Genomic DNA, 17843 nt, shown 5'->3' with positions numbered 1-17843 from the left:
TTCGCTTTCGGTCAACGTAAAGAATGAAGCCAGCTTCTCGTTTCTTTGTCAGAACAGATCTGGATCAGACTTCGTCAGGGCTGCGCAGGTTGGTGACTGCGATTCGCTGTTCGCGGCGCTCTTCTTTCTGCGAAGGCATGTCGGCGCGATAAACGCCTTGATCGCCAACGACCCAGGAAAGCGGACGACGCTCCTTGCCGATCGATTCCTGCAACAGCATCAAGCCTTGCAGAAATGCTTCCGGACGAGGAGGGCAGCCAGGTACGTAGACGTCCACGGGCAGGAACTTGTCCACCCCTTGAACCACAGAGTAGATGTCGTACATGCCACCGGAGTTAGCGCACGAACCCATGGAGATAACCCACTTCGGCTCGAGCATCTGCTCGTAGAGACGCTGGATGATCGGCGCCATCTTGATGAAGCAGGTCCCGGCGATAACCATGAAGTCGGCCTGACGCGGCGATGCCCGGATAACTTCGGCGCCAAAGCGCGCGATATCGTGGGGCGCCGTGAAGGCGGTGGTCATTTCCACGTAGCAGCACGACAGGCCGAAGTTGTACGGCCACAGGGAGTTTTTACGCCCCCAGTTGACCGCGCCACTCAGCACGTCTTCCAGCTTGCCCATGAAAATGTTTTTGTGGACTTGATCTTCTAACGGATCGGAAACGGTTTCCCGTTCGCCAATCGGATATTGCTCGTTAGGAGCATCGGGGTCGATCCTGGTGAGATTGTATTGCATTGCCAAAGCCTCATTGTTTCAGCTTCGCCTGCCGCTTGCGACGAGCTTCCGGAGCCCAGTCAAGGGCGCCCACTCGGAACAGGTAGACAAGACCTGCCAACAGAATTGCTATGAAAACGAGAGCTTCGACGAATCCGGTCCAGCCGCTTTCGCGGACGGACACAGACCATGCAAAGAGAAAGAGGGCTTCGATATCGAAGATCACGAAGAGCATCGCGACCAGATAGAATTTGGCTGAGAGCCGCAAGCGGGCGCCACCGGTAGGTAGCATGCCCGACTCGAACGGTTCGTTTTTGCTGCGGCCCCAGGCTTTTGACCCAAGGAGGCTGGAGACGCCAAGCATGAAGGCACACAGGCCGACGACACCCAGAAGGAAAATGGCAAAGCCCCAGTTGTGGGCCATGAGTCCTGTCGCTTCGGGCATGCTGGTAATCCTTAACAGAGAGCAAAGGTCTCTGAGCTTGATAAAGAAATAGGCAGTGACGATATGTCGCAGCAATCAATCGCGCTGATTTTATGGCTAAACACCCTGCAAGTAAAATTCCTATAGCGAAATTATTTATTGGAATAAGGACATAGCGCATCTCCAATGCCCTGCAGCCCATGCGTAGCGGGCATTAGGCGGGTTTATGCAAATAATGTTTTGTAGGGAGTGTAACGAACATAGTTGCGGCTAAATGATAATTAATATCGTTTGGGATGGTTTTGTAACTGTTTAACGGGATGTCAGTTGGGAAGTTGTCTTACTTGCACGTTACTGCAAGTAGCGACGGCGCCCGTTTTAGCGGATTTTTCTGATGGTTGTACCGCGCTGGATCAATGTTTTGTCTCCCGGGCTGAAGAGAAAACCTGTGGGAGCGAGCCTGCTCGCGAATGCGCTGGATCAGTCACCACATGCGCAAGCTGACAAAGCGCCTTCGCGAGCAGGCTCGCTCCCACAAGGTTTCGTGGCGCTTGGGAGGTCTTGAACCCAACACATGCTCCTACAGGGGAAGGTTTTTTTCCGGGCGCAAAAAAAACGCCCCGAACCAGTCGGGGCGTCAGTTTTGCGGCTCTGCGGTTAGCTTTCCATCCGATCCGCAAAGGCCGTTTGCTCAGCGAAGCAGACTCAGTGGAACTGTTCTTCTTCGGTCGAACCGGTCAGCGCGGTTACCGAAGACGAGCCGCCCTGAATCACGGTGGTCATGTCGTCGAAGTAGCCGGTGCCCACTTCCTGCTGGTGAGCCACGAAGGTGTAACCCTTGGCGGCATCAGCGAATTCCTGCTCTTGCAGCTTCACGTAGGCAGTCATGTCGTTGCGGGCGTAGTCGTGCGCCAGGTTGAACATGCTGTGCCACATGTTGTGAATGCCGGCCAGGGTGATGAACTGGTGCTTGTAACCCATGGCGGACAGTTCGCGCTGGAACTTGGCGATGGTCGCGTCGTCGAGGTTTTTCTTCCAGTTGAAGGAAGGCGAGCAGTTGTACGACAGCAGTTGATCCGGGTATTCCTTTTTGATCGCTTCGGCAAAGCGACGAGCCTCGTCCAGATCCGGCTTGGCGGTTTCACACCAGATCAGGTCGGCGTACGGAGCGTAAGCCAGACCACGAGCGATGGCTTGATCGAGGCCGGCGCGAACCTTGTAGAAACCTTCCTGAGTGCGCTCGCCAGTCACGAACGGCTGGTCGTACGGGTCGCAATCGGAAGTCAGCAGGTCAGCAGCGTTAGCGTCGGTACGGGCCAGAATGATGGTCGGGGTGCCGGCAACGTCGGCAGCCAGACGTGCAGCGGTCAGCTTCTGTACGGCTTCCTGAGTTGGAACCAGTACCTTACCGCCCATGTGACCGCATTTTTTCACGGAAGCCAGTTGGTCTTCGAAGTGAACGCCGGCGGCGCCCGCTTCGATCATGCTCTTCATCAGTTCGTAAGCGTTCAGAACGCCGCCGAAACCGGCTTCAGCGTCAGCCACGATCGGTGCGAAGTAGTCGATGTAGCCATCGTCGCCCGGGTTCTTGCCGGCTTTCCACTGGATCTGGTCAGCACGACGGAACGAGTTGTTGATGCGCTTGACCACGGTTGGAACCGAGTCCACCGGGTACAGCGACTGGTCCGGGTACATGGATTCTGCGGAGTTGTTGTCCGCAGCCACTTGCCAGCCCGACAGGTAGATTGCCTGGATACCGGCTTTAACCTGCTGAACAGCCTGGCCGCCGGTCAGGGCGCCCATGCAGTTGACGAAATCTTTCTCAGGACGGAAGGACGGCTTGGCACCCTGGGTGACCAGGTTCCACAGCTTGTCGGCGCCCATTTTTGCAAAGGTGTGCTCAGGTTGAACCGAGCCACGCAGACGGACGACGTCAGCAGCGGAGTAAGTGCGTGTCACGCCTTTCCAGCGCGGGTTTTCAGCCCAGTCTTTTTCGAGGGCTGCAATTTGCTGTTCGCGTGTCAGTGCCATGGAGATAAACCTCGTCGCGTCTTTTATGAAAAGTTGTTCTGCGGTGGAAAATTCCTGCGCTCGCTGACCAGAAGCTTAGGTGGTCAAGTCGGATTCGGCGGGGTAGGCGACGGGATGAACGATGGGCTCGAGGGGAAGTGAGCAGGTAGTGGCGAACTGAGGGCGCATTCGGGCGTCGTGGGCCTCTATACGATCTACAGTGTGGAGCCGGGTTACCTAATTACGCTTCCGTCCCTCGGGACAACTTCGTTCCAGTCGGCAACCTCGTCAAACACACCTTGTGGGCGGTACAGACACGAAGCGGTTCGCGGGGTAGGTGCGAACATCGCTTCGAAGGCCCTTGCCAGGGCCTCTGATTAGCGGGAGCGAGGCCATCATGCCTTCGCTTTTTTGCCTCGTCAAACGTTTTGTAGTGCTTTTTTTCAAGCACTACATCTTTCGTCTAATACGACTAATCAGTCAGTTTTTGGTGCTTTAGTCCAAGGCGTCGACTTTCACCCGCAAGGTCATGTCATCCCGGCCTTGAGTCGAGTAGCTGCGGGTCAGACCCTGTTTGTCGGCCTGGGTCTGGCGATTCACGCCGGCGAGGGTGATCCACTCACCGAGGCGGCCGCTGACAGTTGTGTCGGTGCTTTGCACGTTCACTACATCGGGACGTTCCTGGCTCATGCGGTCACGGTTGGTACTGATGGCAAGGTGAACGATGTCGCCGGTGACGCTGGCGGTGACGTAGAAACCCTGGGTGACGTTGCGGTATTGGGTCTGGCTGCTGTAATCGCCGTACGAATTGCTCTGGCTGCTGGTGATCGGCACGCTCTGGCCGACTTGAATCAGCGCCGGCATGCCATCGGTGGCCTGCACTTGCTGCACACCGCCGTCACGGCTGGCAGTGCTGCGGCTGATGATGCGGGTCTGGTTCGGCTGGGCGCCGTTGACCGAATAGCCTTCGTCGCCACGGCCATTGTTTTCATTGGTGTCGACGGTGATCAGCAAGCGTTTGGGCGCAGTATCCAACTGCGTGATCAGCGCCTTGAGTTCCTGGATCTTGTCCGGTTCGGCCTTGATGATCAGTTGGTTGCCATAGGCACTGACCTGTCCGTCCTTGCCGAGGAAGTCTTGCGCCATCGGCAGCATGTCGGTGCTGGTGCGGTAATTGAGAGGCACGATTTCTGTAGCTGCCATCACCGAAAAACTGCAACCGAGCAGCAGGGTGGTGAGCAGGGTGCGTAGGGACATGTCCGTTATCTCCGCTTTCGAAAGGCTTGATATTGCCAGTTTGTCGGCCTTGGGTGGGGCAAGTTGAATCGTAGACAGCAAAACGCCCCGGCATCGGTTGATGTCGGGGCGTGATCGTTCCCACGCTCTGCGTGGGAATGCAGCCAGTGACGCTCTGCGTCACATGCCGCAAGGGACGCGGAGCGTCCCGAGAGGCGTTCCCACGCAGAGCGTGGGAACGATCAGAGGCCGTGCCGCGGTATCAGGCCGAATGGCGAACCATGTCGACATGCGGAATCCCAGCTTCGAGGAATTCCTCGCTGACCAGGCTGAAGCCCAGGCGCTCATAGAACGCCGTGGCCTGCACCTGTGCACTGAGCATCTGCTGCTTCAAGCCACGCTCTTCAGCTTCGGCAATCACCGCTTGCATCAGCGCATCACCGACCTTCATGCCGCGCCAGTCTTTCAGCACCGAAACCCGGCCGATATGCCCATCAGGCAGCAAGCGCGCAGTACCGATCGGAAAATCGCCTTCAAACGCCAGAAAATGCACGGCGGTCGCGTCGTCCGCGTCCCACTCCAACTCAGGTGGCACCGATTGCTCGGCGATGAACACCGTTTCACGAATGCGCCGGATCTCGGCGATGTCCTTCTGCCAGTCTGCGACACGAACGCGAATCTTATTCATCGGCGAACCCCAGGCTCCCTTGCTTGACCAACTGGCACAGCAGGCTGCAAGCGTCTTCGTCGTTCAGCCACTCACCGAGGTTGTCGGTGTGCAGTGCGTCAGCAGCGCAGATCAGCTTCAGCAGTTCGCGCAGTTTGCCCGGCAGGTAACGGCTCTGGCCGCTGGCGAACAGCAGCAGGTCGTCATCGACTTCCGACCAGGCCAGGCGCGCACTCGGGTTGCGGATCAGAATGGCGCCATCCTGCAGGGCGGCGAGGAAATCTTCTTCTTCGATGTCTTCCGGGCCGGCCACCAGTTCTGGATAACGCGGCTCGGTCATGTACTGGCCGAACCAGGTCAGCAGCAGGCGCTCGTCGCTCATGTGTTCGGCAAGCAGCGCTTTCAGGCGATCCAGTGCATCGTGTTGAATCTGGTGTGGATCGGCTGCTGGCTGTGCGTCGGCGTCGGTATAGCGCTCTTCGTCAGTCAGGAACTGGCTGAGGAAGTCAGTGAAGTGAGTCAGCACTTCGGAAGCGCTTGGTGCGCGGAAACCGACCGAGTAGGTCATGCAGTTATCGACCGCGACGCCGCAGTGAGCCAAGCGCGGTGGCAGGTAGAGCATGTCGCCCGGTTCCAGCACCCACTCTTCGGTCTCGTTGAATTCAGCGAGAATGCGCAGGTCCGCGTGTTGCAGCAGCGGGCTCTCGGAGTCGCACATCTGACCGATTTTCCAGTTGCGCTTACCGTGGCCCTGCAGCAGGAACACGTCGTAGTTATCGAAGTGCGGACCGACGCTGCCACCCGGGGCGGCGAAGCTGATCATCACGTCGTCAACGCGCCAGCTCGGCAGGAAGCGGAAGTTTTCCAGCAGTTCGCTGACTTCCGGTACGAACTGGTCGACGGCTTGAACCAGCAGGGTCCACTCTTTTTCCGGCAGTTTGCTGAATTCGTCTTCAGCGAACGGGCCGCGACGCAGTTCCCAAGGGCGCTCGCCGTGCTCGATCACCAAGCGCGATTCGACTTCTTCTTCCAGGGCCAGGCCGGCCAGTTCGTCGGCGTCGATCGGGCTTTCGAAGTCAGGAATTGCCTGGCGGATCAGCAGTGGCTTTTTCTGCCAGTAGTCGCGCAGGAACTCGCGCGCCGTGATGCCACCCAGAAGTTGAAGAGGAATATCGGGATTCATATGTAACCTATTGAAAAAAAGCACTTTTCAGACGGGAATAAAAACGCCCGGCGCGGCCGGGCGTCTCAAACGGGTCAAACGGTCGATCAGATGCGTTTGGCTTGCGCTACAGCGTTGCCGATGTAGTTGGCCGGAGTCAGTTGCTTAAGCTCGGCTTTCGCTTCGGCAGGCATGTCCAGACTGTCGATGAAAGTCTGCAACGCTTCAGGGCTGATGCCCTTGCCGCGGGTCAGTTCTTTCAGTTTCTCGTACGGATTTTCGATGTTGTAGCGGCGCATCACGGTCTGGATCGGCTCAGCCAATACTTCCCAGCACGCATCGAGGTCAGCGGCAATCTTCTGCTCGTTGAGCTCCAGTTTGCTGATGCCTTTGAGACTGGCTTCGTACGCGATCACGCTGTGGGCGAAGCCGACACCGAGGTTACGCAGTACGGTGGAGTCGGTCAGGTCGCGCTGCCAGCGGGAGATCGGCAGTTTGCTCGCCAGGTGCTGGAACAGTGCGTTGGCGATGCCCAGGTTGCCTTCGGAGTTTTCGAAGTCGATCGGGTTGACCTTGTGCGGCATGGTCGACGAACCGATTTCGCCAGCGATGGTGCGCTGCTTGAAATAACCCAGGGAGATATAGCCCCAGATGTCACGGTCGAAGTCGATCAGAATGGTGTTGAAGCGCGCGATCGCGTCGAACAGCTCGGCGATGTAGTCGTGCGGTTCGATCTGCGTGGTGTACGGGTTGAAGCCCAGACCCAGCTCGTCTTCGATGAAGGCGCGGGCATTGGCTTCCCAGTCGATCTGCGGGTAGGCCGACAGGTGCGCGTTGTAGTTGCCGACGGCGCCGTTGATCTTGCCCAGCAGCGGCACGGCAGCGACTTGAGCAATTTGACGCTCGAGACGGTAAACCACGTTCGCCAGCTCTTTACCCAGAGTGGTCGGCGAAGCCGGTTGGCCGTGGGTGCGCGACAGCATTGGCACGTCAGCGAAACGGATGGCCAGTTCGCGGATGGCGTTGGCGGTCTGACGCATCAGCGGCAGCATCACGTCGTCACGGCCTTCGCGCAGCATCAGGGCGTGGGACAGGTTGTTGATGTCTTCGCTGGTGCAGGCAAAGTGGATGAACTCGCTGACCTTGGCCAGCTCCGGCAGCTTGGCCGCCTGCTCTTTGAGCAGGTATTCGATCGCTTTGACGTCGTGGTTGGTGGTGCGCTCGATCTCTTTGACGCGCTCGGCGTGCTCCAGCGAGAAGTTTTCAGCCAGTTCATTGAGAACGGTGTTGGCCTCGGCGGAGAAGGCTGGCACTTCAGGGATACCAGCGTGGGCGGCCAGGCGCTGGAGCCAGCGCACTTCAACCAGAACGCGGGCACGGATCAGGCCGTACTCGCTGAAAATCGGGCGCAGGGCCTGGGTTTTGCCGGCGTAGCGGCCGTCTACAGGGGAAACCGCAGTGAGCGAAGAAAGCTGCATGGGGTGTTCTCGGACAGTCGGGCAACGAAATGGGGCGCGTATCATACATGAAAAAATCCGCCGGTCCGTTGCCAACTGACCGACGTATTACGCGTTACAGACTACAAAGCTTTTGTTGCAGGGCGATTTACTCGCTGCGCATCAACGGATACAGCTCTTTGAGCAGCTTGCGCCGGCTGATCACCAACTGCCAGCGATGGCCGCCGAGCTGCCGCCACAGGCGCGCCGAACGAATGCCGGCGAGCAGCAGGGCGCGAATCTTCGAGGCATTGCTCGGTTGCTGCAGGTTGCGCATGTCGCCGTGCACCTGAATGCGTTGGCGCAGCGTGCTCAGGGTGTCCTGATAGAGCGCACCGCAGGCCGCGACGACGTTTTCGTGGGCCGGGCCAAAGTGCTCGACCTGCGACTGGATCTGCGGCAAGCGCTTGCCGATGATGTCGAGCATGTCGTCGCGTTTGGCCAGTTGACGTTCCAGGCCGAGCATCGACAGGGCATAGCGCAACGGTTCGCGCTGCAAGGTGCTCGGATCGCGCTCGAGGGCACCAATCAACGCGCGATAACCCTCGCGCAGATTGATGTCGTCGCCGCCGTATACGTCCAGCGTGTCCTTCGGGTCGCGCACCAACAGGCTGCCGAGCATGCAGGTCAGACCGGCCTCACTGGTCTGGCCGGTCTTGGCGATCCGGTCGACCAGCACGGCGGCGAGAAACACACCGCCGAGCGCCGTCAGTTGCTCCTGAGTCGGGCTCATGCCTGGCCGCTCCACGGCTCGGCCACTTCGATCACGCCGCCACCGAGGCAGATTTCACCGTCGTAGAACACCACCGATTGGCCCGGCGTTACCGCGCGTTGCGGCTCGTCGAACACGGCGCGGTAACCGGTAGCGGTTTTTTCCAGGGTGCAAGCCTGATCGCTCTGGCGATAACGCACTTTGGCGGTCAGGCGCAGCGGCTGGCTCAGGTCGATCGGGTTGACCCAATAGATTTCCGAAGCGAGCAGGGCGCTGGAGAACAGCCACGGATGGTTGTTGCCCTGGCCGACTATCAGTTCGTTGGTGTCGAGATCCTTGCGCAGCACGTACCACGGCTCATCGCCAGCGTCTTTCAGGCCGCCGATGCCGAGGCCCTGACGCTGACCGATGGTGTGGTACATCAAGCCGTGATGACGGCCGATGACTTCGCCTTCGGTGGTTTTGATTTCGCCCGGTTGCGCCGGCAGGTATTGCTTGAGGAAATCGCTGAAACGACGCTCGCCGATGAAGCAGATTCCGGTGGAATCCTTCTTCTTGGCGGTCGCCAGCTCGTATTTCTCGGCAATCGCCCGAACTTGCGGTTTTTCCAGTTCACCGACCGGAAACAACGTCTTGGCAATCTGTTCGCCGCCAACGGCGTGCAGGAAGTAGCTTTGATCCTTGTTCGGATCGAGGCCTTTGAGCAGTTCGGTGCGGCCATCAATGTCGCGGCGGCGCACGTAGTGACCGGTGGCGATCAGGTCGGCGCCGAGCATCATGGCGTAATCGAGGAACGCCTTGAACTTGATCTCGCGGTTACACAGGATGTCCGGGTTCGGCGTGCGTCCGGCCTTATATTCGGCGAGGAAGTGCTCGAACACGTTGTCCCAGTATTCCGCAGCGAAGTTAGCGGTGTGCAGTTTGATGCCGATTTTGTCGCAAACAGCCTGAGCATCCGCCAGGTCGTCCATGGCGGTGCAGTATTCCGTTCCGTCGTCTTCTTCCCAGTTCTTCATGAACAGGCCTTCCACTTCAAAGCCCTGCTCGATCAGCAGGAGAGCGGAAACGGAAGAGTCCACGCCGCCGGACATGCCGACAATGACGCGCTTCTTGGATGTGTCAGAAGGGGCTGGATCACGCATAGGGATTCAATGAGTGTCTTGAAAAAGGACGCGATTCTAGCAGGCTCGCGGCCTCAAGGCTAAAGAGAAGGGCGGATCAGTTCGAGGCTGAAGTGATGGCCGGCCAGATAATCGTCGATGCAACGGATGATCAGCTCGCTGCGCCAGTGGTCGCGTTGAGCGATTAATTCGTCGCGGGTCAGCCACTTGGCGCCGACGATACCGTCGTCGAGCTGGTAATCCGGGTGGTGTTTGACGGCTTTGGCGCTGAAGCACACGCGCTGGTAGGTCACGCCGTTGCTCGGCGCGGTGTACAGGTAAATGCCGATGACGCCGGTGGGATCGACGTCCCAGCCGGTTTCTTCGAGGGTTTCGCGCACGGCGGCTTCGATCAGGGTTTCGTCCGGGTCGAGATGGCCGGCGGGCTGGTTGAGTACGTTACGCCCGGCCTTGTGTTCCTCGACCATCAGGAAGCGACCGTTGTCCTCGACGATGGTGGCGACGGTGATGTGGGGGAGCCATTCCATAAAACCTTCCTCTTTAAAATCTTCGGTGCATTGAAGATCAAAAGATCGCAGCCTTCGGCAGCTCCTACAAGGATCAATGTAGGAGCTGCCGAAGGCTGCGATTTTTTGATCTTGAGCAGAAACACAAACCCCGGCACAAGGCCGGGGTTTGTGATGTTCCCATTACAACCTTAAACCAGCGCAGCAATCGCCGCGTTGAGGGTTGCGCTTGGGCGCATGGCCTTGCTGATCAGCTCGGCATTGGCGTGGTAGTAACCGCCGATGTCGACTGGCTTGCCCTGAACGGCGTTGAGCTCGGCAACGATGGTTGCTTCGTTATCGGTCAGCGTCTTGGCCAGAGTCGCGAACTGCGCTTGCAGTGCAGCGTCTTCAGTCTGGGCGGCCAGGGCCTGAGCCCAGTACATCGCCAGGTAGAAGTGGCTGCCGCGGTTGTCGATGTTGCCGACTTTGCGCGATGGCGACTTGTTGTTGTCGAGAAACTGGCCAGTGGCCTGATCCAGGGTTTTCGACAGCACCAGTGCTTTCGGGTTGTTGTAGTTCACACCCAGGTGCTCAAGGGAGGCTGCCAAGGCGAGGAACTCGCCCAGCGAATCCCAGCGCAGGAAGTTCTCTTCAACCAGTTGCTGCACGTGCTTCGGAGCCGAACCGCCGGCGCCGGTTTCGAACAGGCCACCACCGTTCATCAGCGGCACGATCGACAGCATCTTGGCGCTGGTGCCCAGTTCCATGATCGGGAACAGGTCGGTCAGGTAGTCGCGCAGTACGTTGCCGGTCACCGAAATGGTGTCCTTGCCTTCGCGGGTGCGCTGCAGGGTGTACTTCATCGCGTCGACCGGCGCCATGATCTGGATGTCCAGGCCGGCAGTGTCGTGATCCTTCAGGTAAGCCTGAACTTTCTCGATCACTACGCCATCGTGAGCGCGCATCGGGTCCAGCCAGAAGATCGCTGGGGTTGCGCTTGCGCGAGCGCGGTTGACGGCCAGTTTGACCCAGTCCTGGATCGGCGCGTCTTTGGTCTGGCACATGCGGAAGATGTCGCCGGCTTCAACAGCCTGTTCCATCAGCAGGGTGCCTTTGCTGTCGGTGACGCGAACCACGCCGTCAGTCTTGATCTGGAAGGTCTTGTCGTGCGAGCCGTACTCTTCGGCTTTCTTCGCCATCAGGCCAACGTTTGGCACGCTGCCCATGGTGGTCGGATCGAAAGCGCCATTGGCTTTGCAATCTTCGATCACGGCCTGGTAGATGGTTGCGTAGCAACGATCCGGGATCACAGCCTTGGTGTCGTGCAACTGACCGTCGGTGCCCCACATTTTGCCGGAGTCACGGATCATTGCTGGCATCGAGGCGTCGACGATAACGTCGCTCGGCACGTGCAGGTTGGTGATGCCTTTGTCGGAGTTGACCATCGCCAGCGATGGACGAGCAGCGTAGACCGCAGCCATGTCGGCTTCGATCTGCGCTTGTTGCTCGGCCGGCAGGGCCTTGATGCGCGCGTACAGATCGCCGATGCCGTTGTTCAGGTTGAAGCCGATCTCGGCCAGCACGGCAGCGTGCTTGGTCAGCGCGTCTTTGTAGAACTCGGCAACGATCTGGCCGAACATGATCGGGTCGGAGACCTTCATCATGGTTGCTTTCAAGTGAACCGAGAGCAGCACGCCTTGAGCCTTGGCGCTTTCGATTTCAGCAGCGATGAACGCGCGCAGGGCGTTTTTGCTCATCACGGCGCAGTCGAGGATCTCGCCGGCCTGAACGGTGGTTTTTTCTTTGAGAACGGTAGCGGTACCGTCCTTGGCGATCAGCTCGATCTTCACGGCGTCAGCGGCGTCGATCAGGGCAGCTTTTTCGCTGCCGTAGAAATCGCCGGTGCTCATGTGAGCGACGTGGGACTTGGAGTCTTTGGCCCAGGCGCCCATTTTGTGCGGGTGCTTGCGAGCGTAGTTCTTCACCGACAGCGGTGCGCGACGGTCGGAGTTGCCTTCACGCAGAACCGGGTTCACGGCGCTGCCCTTGACCTTGTCGTAACGCGCCTTGGCGTCTTTGTCTGCGTCGCTGGTCACGGTTTCCGGGTAGTCCGGCAGGTTGTAACCCTGAGCTTGCAGCTCTTTGATCGCGGCTTGCAGCTGTGGCACCGAAGCGCTGATGTTCGGCAGCTTGATGATGTTGGCTTCAGGCGTAACGGCCAGGTCGCCCAGTTCGGCGAGGTGGTCGGCTACGGCTTTGTCGCCCAGTTGCTCGGGGAAGCTGGCCAGAATGCGTGCTGCAAGAGAGATATCGCGGGTTTCCACGGCGATATCGGCCGAAGCGGTGTACGCCTCGATGATCGGCAGCAGGGAATAGGTGGCGAGGGCTGGGGCTTCGTCGGTGAAGGTATAGATGATCTTCGAGCGGGTGGGCATATTCGGATTAACTCTCTCTTCTTTGCTAAAGCGTGCGCAGAAACTCGAGGGGCGCCGGGTAAGCGCGTTCGTTCAAAGTCATCCATGAACCGAATGTCGAGATTCTTCGCGGTGATGTTGGGTGCATCAGTAGAGCGTCAAGCAGTCGGACTGCGGTAACAACCCGACCAATCAGGCGGAAAGTCTCGTGCTAGAGAGGCCAGCCGTCGTGACCCTGTGGTCAGCGGGCGGCATTATACATAGGTAGCTGGCAATCTGCCGATGGTTCATATGCAACGATTCTCGTCCATTGGTCTAAAGGTCGCAGGGCAGGGTGGCGCGTAGAGTCGTCGCGAATGCTTGAGTTTGGCGCTTTTCCCTTTGCTTTCAGGCTTGTACGAAACGAGATGTAGCCGCGCCACGAACAGAGGGTTTGCGTGTTGATTTAACTGGGTTACGCTCGAACCAAGCCAGATGTTCAATCCAAACAATGGAGTTCAGCATGGGTTACAAGAAGATTCAGGTTCCAGCCGTCGGCGACAAAATCACCGTCAATGCAGACCATTCTCTCAATGTTCCTGATAACCCGATCATCCCCTTCATCGAAGGTGACGGCATTGGTGTCGACATCAGCCCGGTGATGATCAAGGTTGTCGATGCTGCAGTTCAAAAGGCATACGGCGGTAAACGCAAGATTTCCTGGATGGAAGTCTACGCCGGGGAAAAAGCCACTCAGGTTTACGATCAGGACACCTGGCTGCCTCAGGAAACCCTGGACGCGGTCAAGGATTACGTGGTTTCCATCAAAGGCCCGCTGACCACCCCGGTTGGTGGCGGCATCCGCTCGCTTAACGTGGCCCTGCGTCAGCAACTCGACCTCTACGTCTGCCTGCGCCCGGTGCGCTGGTTCGAAGGCGTACCAAGCCCGGTGAAAAAGCCCGGCGACGTCGACATGACGATCTTCCGCGAGAACTCCGAAGACATCTATGCCGGCATTGAGTGGAAGGCCGGTTCGCCGGAAGCCACCAAGGTCATCAAATTCCTTAAAGAAGAAATGGGCGTCACCAAGATCCGTTTCGACGAAAACTGCGGCATCGGCGTCAAGCCGGTTTCGCTGGAAGGCACCAAGCGTCTGGCGCGCAAGGCTCTGCAATATGTGGTCGACAATGACCGCGATTCGCTGACCATCGTGCACAAAGGCAACATCATGAAGTTCACCGAAGGTGCCTTCAAAGAGTGGGCCTATGAAGTGGCCGCGGAAGAATTCGGCGCGACGCTGCTCGACGGCGGCCCGTGGATGCAGTTCAAGAACCCGAAAACCGGTAAGAACGTTGTGGTCAAAGATGCCATTGCCGACGCCATGCTCCAGCAGATCCTGCTGCGTCCGGCCGAATACGATGTGATCGCGACCTTGAACCTGAACGGCGACTACCTCTCCGACGCTCTGGCGGCGGAAGTGGGCGGTATCGGTATCGCACCGGGCGCCAACCTGTCCGACACGGTGGCGATGTTCGAAGCCACCCACGGTACTGCACCGAAGTACGCCGGCAAGGATCAGGTCAACCCAGGGTCGTTGATTCTCTCGGCCGAGATGATGCTACGCCACATGGGCTGGACTGAAGCGGCGGATCTGATCATCAAGGGCACCAACGGCGCCATTGGTGCCAAGACTGTGACCTATGACTTCGAGCGTCTGATGGATGGGGCCAAGCTGGTTTCGTCTTCGGGCTTCGGCGATGCGCTGATTTCGCACATGTAAGAAACGCAGGCACATAAAAACCGCCTGACTCGTTGAATTGAGTCAGGCGGTTTTTTATTGCTTGGAATATCAGGTGAAAATCAGTCAGCTCATTGCTTTGGCGTTTGCGGCAGCCGCAGCCGCAGCCGCAGCCGCGCCGACAGCTGCGCTCTCAACGGCACTGGATGGCTCAGTGATGACAGATTGGATGTCTGTGGCATGCAGCCCCTTAGGGCCTTGAATAATACTAAAAACCACCGCTTGCCCGGCTTTGAGGGTTTTGTACCCATCCATCTTAATCTGAGAAAAATGAGCAAAGAAGTCGATCTCTTTCCCATCCTCATCGCGGCCTTCGCGGGCATCGGTATTGATAAAGCCGAATCCCTTGGCATTGTTGAACCATTTCACCTTGCCGACAGCCATGCTCAAATCCCTCTGCAACAGACTCCATCGCTGGAGTATCATCCAATTCATCCGCAATCTAATCCATTAAAAGGATTGACTCCGCGGATCTTTTTTACCCACTGTGGGCTCTATTGGTTGTAACACCGTTTTCCCGATAGTCAAGGTGACCGGGCAGTCGGAGTTGAAAACGTGGACAACCGCCCCCACCACTGTATTTGCACAACTGACGAACCTTTCTTTCCATGCATGCAATCAGCCAGATTCGACTAACATTCAATCAGGATCGCCCGCTTCTCCAAAAGGATCTTCCACAGGAGCACGACGACGATTCGGCAGGCGTTGCTGTTCAGGAAGCAAAGCCTGCGTTACAGGCGCCGCCGATGTACAAGGTGGTTTTGTTTAATGATGACTACACACCGATGGATTTCGTCGTCGAAGTGCTCGAGGTGTTTTTTAACCTGAATCGCGAGCTGGCGACCAAGGTCATGCTGGCCGTCCACACAGAAGGACGGGCAGTATGTGGAGTGTTTACCCGCGACATCGCCGAGACAAAGGCCATGCAGGTCAACCAGTACGCCAGGGAAAGCCAGCATCCGCTACTCTGTGAAATCGAGAAGGACGGTTAATCGCCGACCACTTGGGTATGAGGTGAAGCTATGTTAAACCGCGAGCTCGAAGTCACCCTCAATCTAGCCTTCAAGGAGGCTCGTTCGAAACGTCATGAATTCATGACCGTCGAACACCTTTTGCTGGCCCTATTGGACAATGAGGCTGCCGCCACCGTTTTGCGTGCCTGCGGCGCAAACCTCGACAAACTCAAGCATGACCTGCAGGAGTTCATCGACTCCACCACGCCATTGATCCCCGTTCATGACGAAGATCGTGAAACCCAGCCAACCCTGGGCTTCCAGCGTGTACTGCAACGTGCTGTTTTCCACGTACAGAGCTCGGGCAAACGCGAAGTAACCGGCGCCAACGTGCTGGTTGCAATCTTCAGTGAGCAAGAGAGTCAGGCCGTGTTCCTGCTGAAGCAGCAGAGCGTGGCGCGCATCGATGTCGTCAACTACATCGCTCACGGCATTTCCAAAGTGCCGGGGCATGGCGATCACTCTGAAGGTGAACAAGATATGCAGGACGACGAGGGCGGCGAGTCTTCTTCTTCAGGCAATCCTCTGGATGCTTATGCCAGCAACCTCAACGAACTCGCGCGCCAGGGTCGCATCGATCCGCTGGTCGGCCGCGAATCGGAAGTCGAGCGTGTCGCGCAGATTCTGGCGCGTCGGCGCAAAAACAATCCGCTGCTGGTCGGTGAAGCAGGCGTGGGTAAAACCGCGATTGCCGAAGGTCTGGCCAAGCGCATTGTCGACAACCAGGTGCCGGATCTGCTGGCCGGTAGCGTAGTTTATTCGCTTGATCTGGGGGCTCTGCTCGCAGGCACCAAGTATCGCGGTGATTTCGAGAAGCGTTTCAAGGCGCTGCTCAATGAACTGAAAAAACGTCCGCAAGCCATTCTGTTCATCGACGAGATCCACACCATTATTGGTGCCGGTGCTGCGTCGGGCGGTGTCATGGACGCTTCGAATCTGCTCAAGCCGCTGCTGTCGTCTGGCGACATTCGCTGCATCGGTTCGACCACGTTCCAGGAATTCCGCGGCATCTTCGAGAAGGATCGTGCCTTGGCGCGTCGCTTCCAGAAGGTCGATGTCGTCGAGCCGTCGGTGGAAGACACCATCGGTATCCTGCGCGGCCTGAAAGGGCGTTTCGAGCAGCACCACAACATCGAATACAGCGACGAAGCGCTACGTGCCGCTGCTGAACTGGCGTCGCGCTACATCAATGACCGGCACATGCCGGACAAAGCCATTGATGTGATCGACGAGGCCGGTGCCTATCAGCGCTTGCAACCGGTCGAGAAGCGCGCCAAGCGCATCGAAGTGCCGCACGTTGAAGACATCGTCGCGAAAATCGCGCGGATTCCGCCTAAGCACGTCACCAGCTCCGACAAGGAGTTGCTGCGTAACCTTGAGCGTGACCTGAAGCTGACGGTGTTTGGTCAGGACGCGGCGATCGATTCGCTGTCAACCGCGATCAAGCTGTCTCGCGCCGGCCTCAAGTCGCCTGACAAACCCGTCGGTTCGTTCCTGTTCGCAGGCCCGACCGGTGTCGGTAAAACCGAGGCTGCGCGGCAACTGGCCAAGGCGTTGGGGATCGAGCTGGTTCGTTTCGACATGTCCGAGTACATGGAGCGTCACACCGTATCGCGTCTGATCGGTGCGCCTCCGGGCTACGTCGGTTTCGATCAGGGTGGTCTGTTGACCGAAGCGATCACCAAGCAGCCGCACTGCGTATTGCTCCTCGATGAAATCGAGAAGGCGCATCCGGAAGTCTTCAACCTGCTGCTGCAGGTGATGGACCACGGTACGCTGACCGACAACAACGGGCGCAAGGCGGACTTCCGCAACGTGATTGTGATCATGACCACCAACGCCGGTGCCGAAACGGCGGCGCGTGCTTCGATCGGTTTCACTCATCAGGACCACTCGTCTGATGCGATGGAAGTGATCAAGAAGAGCTTCACGCCGGAATTCCGTAACCGTCTGGACACCATTATCCAGTTTGGTCGCCTCAGTCATGAGGTTATCAAAAGTGTGGTGGACAAGTTCCTCACCGAGCTTCAGGCGCAGTTGGAAGACAAGCGTGTGCTGCTTGAGGTCACTGATGCCGCGCGTAGTTGGCTGGCGGCGGGTGGTTATGACTCGGCGATGGGTGCGCGTCCGATGGCGCGTCTGATCCAGGACAAGATCAAGCGTCCGTTGGCGGAGGAGATTCTGTTTGGCGAGCTGGCCGAGCATGGCGGTGTGGTGCACATCGACATCAAGGATGGTGAGTTGACGTTTGACTTCGAGACTACCGCAGAAATGGCCTGACGGCCTTGGATCAAGAGGGCGCCTTCGGGCGCCTTTTTGTTATTGGTCGTTTGGGCTTTTTGGGTGAATATCCGTTGCTGCGGTGATGGCTTATTAGGGTTTCGCCCTTACGGCGACTCACTTTTTTTCAAACGCCAAAAAAAGTAAGCAAAAAACGCTTGCTCCTACGTGCGGCCCGCTCGCTGAGGCTCGGGGTTCCTTCGCTGCGGGATCGATCCGGGCGCAGCGCCTACGGTTTGCTTCGCTGCACCTCCTCTCGCTGTGTTTGGCTTCGCCAAACGGTCGCTGCGCTCCCACGCCCGGATCAATCCCTCCACTAAGCCTT

The 17843-nt window shown here is 58.1% G+C and carries 15 protein-coding genes; 3 read left to right on the top strand and 12 right to left on the bottom strand.

All coding sequences use genetic code 11. From position 1 onward, the window contains the following. Window positions 1-64: 64 nt before the first annotated feature. The 11 genes from FGA82_RS31405 to FGA82_RS31355 all read right to left on the bottom strand — a co-directional run bounded on the left by FGA82_RS31405 (window position 65) and on the right by FGA82_RS31355 (window position 12469). Window positions 65-739 (bottom strand): NuoB/complex I 20 kDa subunit family protein, encoded by a 675-nt coding sequence (locus FGA82_RS31405; RefSeq protein WP_007920192.1) that lies wholly within the window; start codon window positions 737-739, stop codon window positions 65-67. A gap of 10 nt (window positions 740-749) precedes the next feature. Then, window positions 750-1163 (bottom strand): NADH-quinone oxidoreductase subunit A, encoded by a 414-nt coding sequence (locus FGA82_RS31400; protein ID WP_003223812.1) that lies wholly within the window; start codon window positions 1161-1163, stop codon window positions 750-752. A 684-nt stretch (window positions 1164-1847) separates the two neighbouring features. Then, the gene (gene aceA, locus FGA82_RS31395) at window positions 1848-3173 is read right to left on the bottom strand and encodes an isocitrate lyase (protein WP_007920195.1); all 1326 of its coding nucleotides are present in this window, start codon (window positions 3171-3173) and stop codon (window positions 1848-1850) included. A 474-nt stretch (window positions 3174-3647) separates the two neighbouring features. Beyond that, entirely contained in the window at window positions 3648-4409 is a 762-nt protein-coding gene (locus FGA82_RS31390) for a secretin N-terminal domain-containing protein (protein WP_099756645.1), read from the bottom strand. A 241-nt stretch (window positions 4410-4650) separates the two neighbouring features. Then, window positions 4651-5076 carry a GNAT family N-acetyltransferase gene (locus FGA82_RS31385; protein WP_034155132.1) on the bottom strand — a complete coding sequence of 142 codons (426 nt, stop codon included), beginning with the start codon at window positions 5074-5076 and terminating at the stop codon, window positions 4651-4653. Then, window positions 5069-6238 (bottom strand): cupin domain-containing protein, encoded by a 1170-nt coding sequence (locus FGA82_RS31380; RefSeq protein ID WP_141130081.1) that lies wholly within the window; start codon window positions 6236-6238, stop codon window positions 5069-5071. Before FGA82_RS31380 ends, FGA82_RS31385 begins: the two co-directional genes overlap by 8 nt. Window positions 6239-6324: 86 nt before the next feature. Beyond that, the gene (gene purB / locus FGA82_RS31375) at window positions 6325-7695 is read right to left on the bottom strand and encodes an adenylosuccinate lyase (protein WP_141130080.1); all 1371 of its coding nucleotides are present in this window, start codon (window positions 7693-7695) and stop codon (window positions 6325-6327) included. A gap of 127 nt (window positions 7696-7822) precedes the next feature. Beyond that, window positions 7823-8446: a high frequency lysogenization protein HflD gene (gene hflD, locus FGA82_RS31370; protein ID WP_134176556.1), complete on the bottom strand. Its 624-nt coding sequence runs from the start codon at window positions 8444-8446 to the stop codon at window positions 7823-7825. Then, window positions 8443-9567, bottom strand: coding sequence for a tRNA 2-thiouridine(34) synthase MnmA (mnmA, locus tag FGA82_RS31365; RefSeq protein WP_141130079.1), 1125 nt, complete (start codon window positions 9565-9567; stop codon window positions 8443-8445). Before mnmA ends, hflD begins: the two co-directional genes overlap by 4 nt. A gap of 59 nt (window positions 9568-9626) precedes the next feature. Next, the gene (locus FGA82_RS31360) at window positions 9627-10073 is read right to left on the bottom strand and encodes an NUDIX hydrolase (RefSeq protein WP_141130078.1); all 447 of its coding nucleotides are present in this window, start codon (window positions 10071-10073) and stop codon (window positions 9627-9629) included. Between the two features lie 170 nt (window positions 10074-10243). Continuing rightward, window positions 10244-12469, bottom strand: coding sequence for an NADP-dependent isocitrate dehydrogenase (locus FGA82_RS31355; protein ID WP_141130077.1), 2226 nt, complete (start codon window positions 12467-12469; stop codon window positions 10244-10246). 481 nt (window positions 12470-12950) lie between these two features. Between FGA82_RS31355 and icd the strand changes: the two genes are divergently transcribed. Then, window positions 12951-14207 carry an NADP-dependent isocitrate dehydrogenase gene (icd, locus tag FGA82_RS31345; protein WP_034155137.1) on the top strand — a complete coding sequence of 419 codons (1257 nt, stop codon included), beginning with the start codon at window positions 12951-12953 and terminating at the stop codon, window positions 14205-14207. An 84-nt stretch (window positions 14208-14291) separates the two neighbouring features. Here the strand turns inward: icd and FGA82_RS31340 are convergent, their stop codons facing one another. Further along, complete coding sequence (locus FGA82_RS31340; protein WP_141130076.1) at window positions 14292-14609, bottom strand: cold shock domain-containing protein; 318 nt, start codon at window positions 14607-14609, stop codon at window positions 14292-14294. Window positions 14610-14833: 224 nt separating this feature from the next. On the opposite strand from FGA82_RS31340, the gene clpS reads away from it, so the two are divergent. Beyond that, entirely contained in the window at window positions 14834-15217 is a 384-nt protein-coding gene (clpS, locus tag FGA82_RS31335) for an ATP-dependent Clp protease adapter ClpS (RefSeq protein ID WP_011334948.1), read from the top strand. Between the two features lie 30 nt (window positions 15218-15247). Further along, window positions 15248-17518 (top strand): ATP-dependent Clp protease ATP-binding subunit ClpA, encoded by a 2271-nt coding sequence (gene clpA / locus FGA82_RS31330; RefSeq protein WP_007920210.1) that lies wholly within the window; start codon window positions 15248-15250, stop codon window positions 17516-17518. The last annotated feature ends 325 nt before the right edge of the window (window positions 17519-17843 follow it).

Origin of the sequence: Pseudomonas fluorescens (genome assembly GCF_005938625.1) — a bacterium.
Lineage (GTDB): Bacteria > Pseudomonadota > Gammaproteobacteria > Pseudomonadales > Pseudomonadaceae > Aquipseudomonas > Aquipseudomonas fluorescens_BD.
The sequence above is the reverse complement of the archived record's forward strand: the minus strand, read 5'-3'. Positions and strand labels throughout refer to the sequence as shown.

What these genes read in the sequence shown, in the direction of transcription:
- icd (WP_034155137.1), top strand. Translation starts at nt 12,951, where the DNA reads ATGGGTTACAAGAAGATTCAGGTTCCAGCCGTCGGCGACAAAATCACC.
- mnmA (WP_141130079.1), bottom strand. Translation starts at nt 9,567, where the DNA reads ATGCGTGATCCAGCCCCTTCTGACACATCCAAGAAGCGCGTCATTGTC.
- hflD (WP_134176556.1), bottom strand. Translation starts at nt 8,446, where the DNA reads ATGAGCCCGACTCAGGAGCAACTGACGGCGCTCGGCGGTGTGTTTCTC.
- clpS (WP_011334948.1), top strand. Translation starts at nt 14,834, where the DNA reads ATGCATGCAATCAGCCAGATTCGACTAACATTCAATCAGGATCGCCCG.
- FGA82_RS31405 (WP_007920192.1), bottom strand. Translation starts at nt 739, where the DNA reads ATGCAATACAATCTCACCAGGATCGACCCCGATGCTCCTAACGAGCAA.
- FGA82_RS31360 (WP_141130078.1), bottom strand. Translation starts at nt 10,073, where the DNA reads ATGGAATGGCTCCCCCACATCACCGTCGCCACCATCGTCGAGGACAAC.
- FGA82_RS31380 (WP_141130081.1), bottom strand. Translation starts at nt 6,238, where the DNA reads ATGAATCCCGATATTCCTCTTCAACTTCTGGGTGGCATCACGGCGCGC.
- FGA82_RS31340 (WP_141130076.1), bottom strand. Translation starts at nt 14,609, where the DNA reads ATGGCTGTCGGCAAGGTGAAATGGTTCAACAATGCCAAGGGATTCGGC.
- FGA82_RS31390 (WP_099756645.1), bottom strand. Translation starts at nt 4,409, where the DNA reads ATGTCCCTACGCACCCTGCTCACCACCCTGCTGCTCGGTTGCAGTTTT.
- FGA82_RS31385 (WP_034155132.1), bottom strand. Translation starts at nt 5,076, where the DNA reads ATGAATAAGATTCGCGTTCGTGTCGCAGACTGGCAGAAGGACATCGCC.
- purB (WP_141130080.1), bottom strand. Translation starts at nt 7,695, where the DNA reads ATGCAGCTTTCTTCGCTCACTGCGGTTTCCCCTGTAGACGGCCGCTAC.
- clpA (WP_007920210.1), top strand. Translation starts at nt 15,248, where the DNA reads ATGTTAAACCGCGAGCTCGAAGTCACCCTCAATCTAGCCTTCAAGGAG.
- FGA82_RS31355 (WP_141130077.1), bottom strand. Translation starts at nt 12,469, where the DNA reads ATGCCCACCCGCTCGAAGATCATCTATACCTTCACCGACGAAGCCCCA.
- aceA (WP_007920195.1), bottom strand. Translation starts at nt 3,173, where the DNA reads ATGGCACTGACACGCGAACAGCAAATTGCAGCCCTCGAAAAAGACTGG.
- FGA82_RS31400 (WP_003223812.1), bottom strand. Translation starts at nt 1,163, where the DNA reads ATGCCCGAAGCGACAGGACTCATGGCCCACAACTGGGGCTTTGCCATT.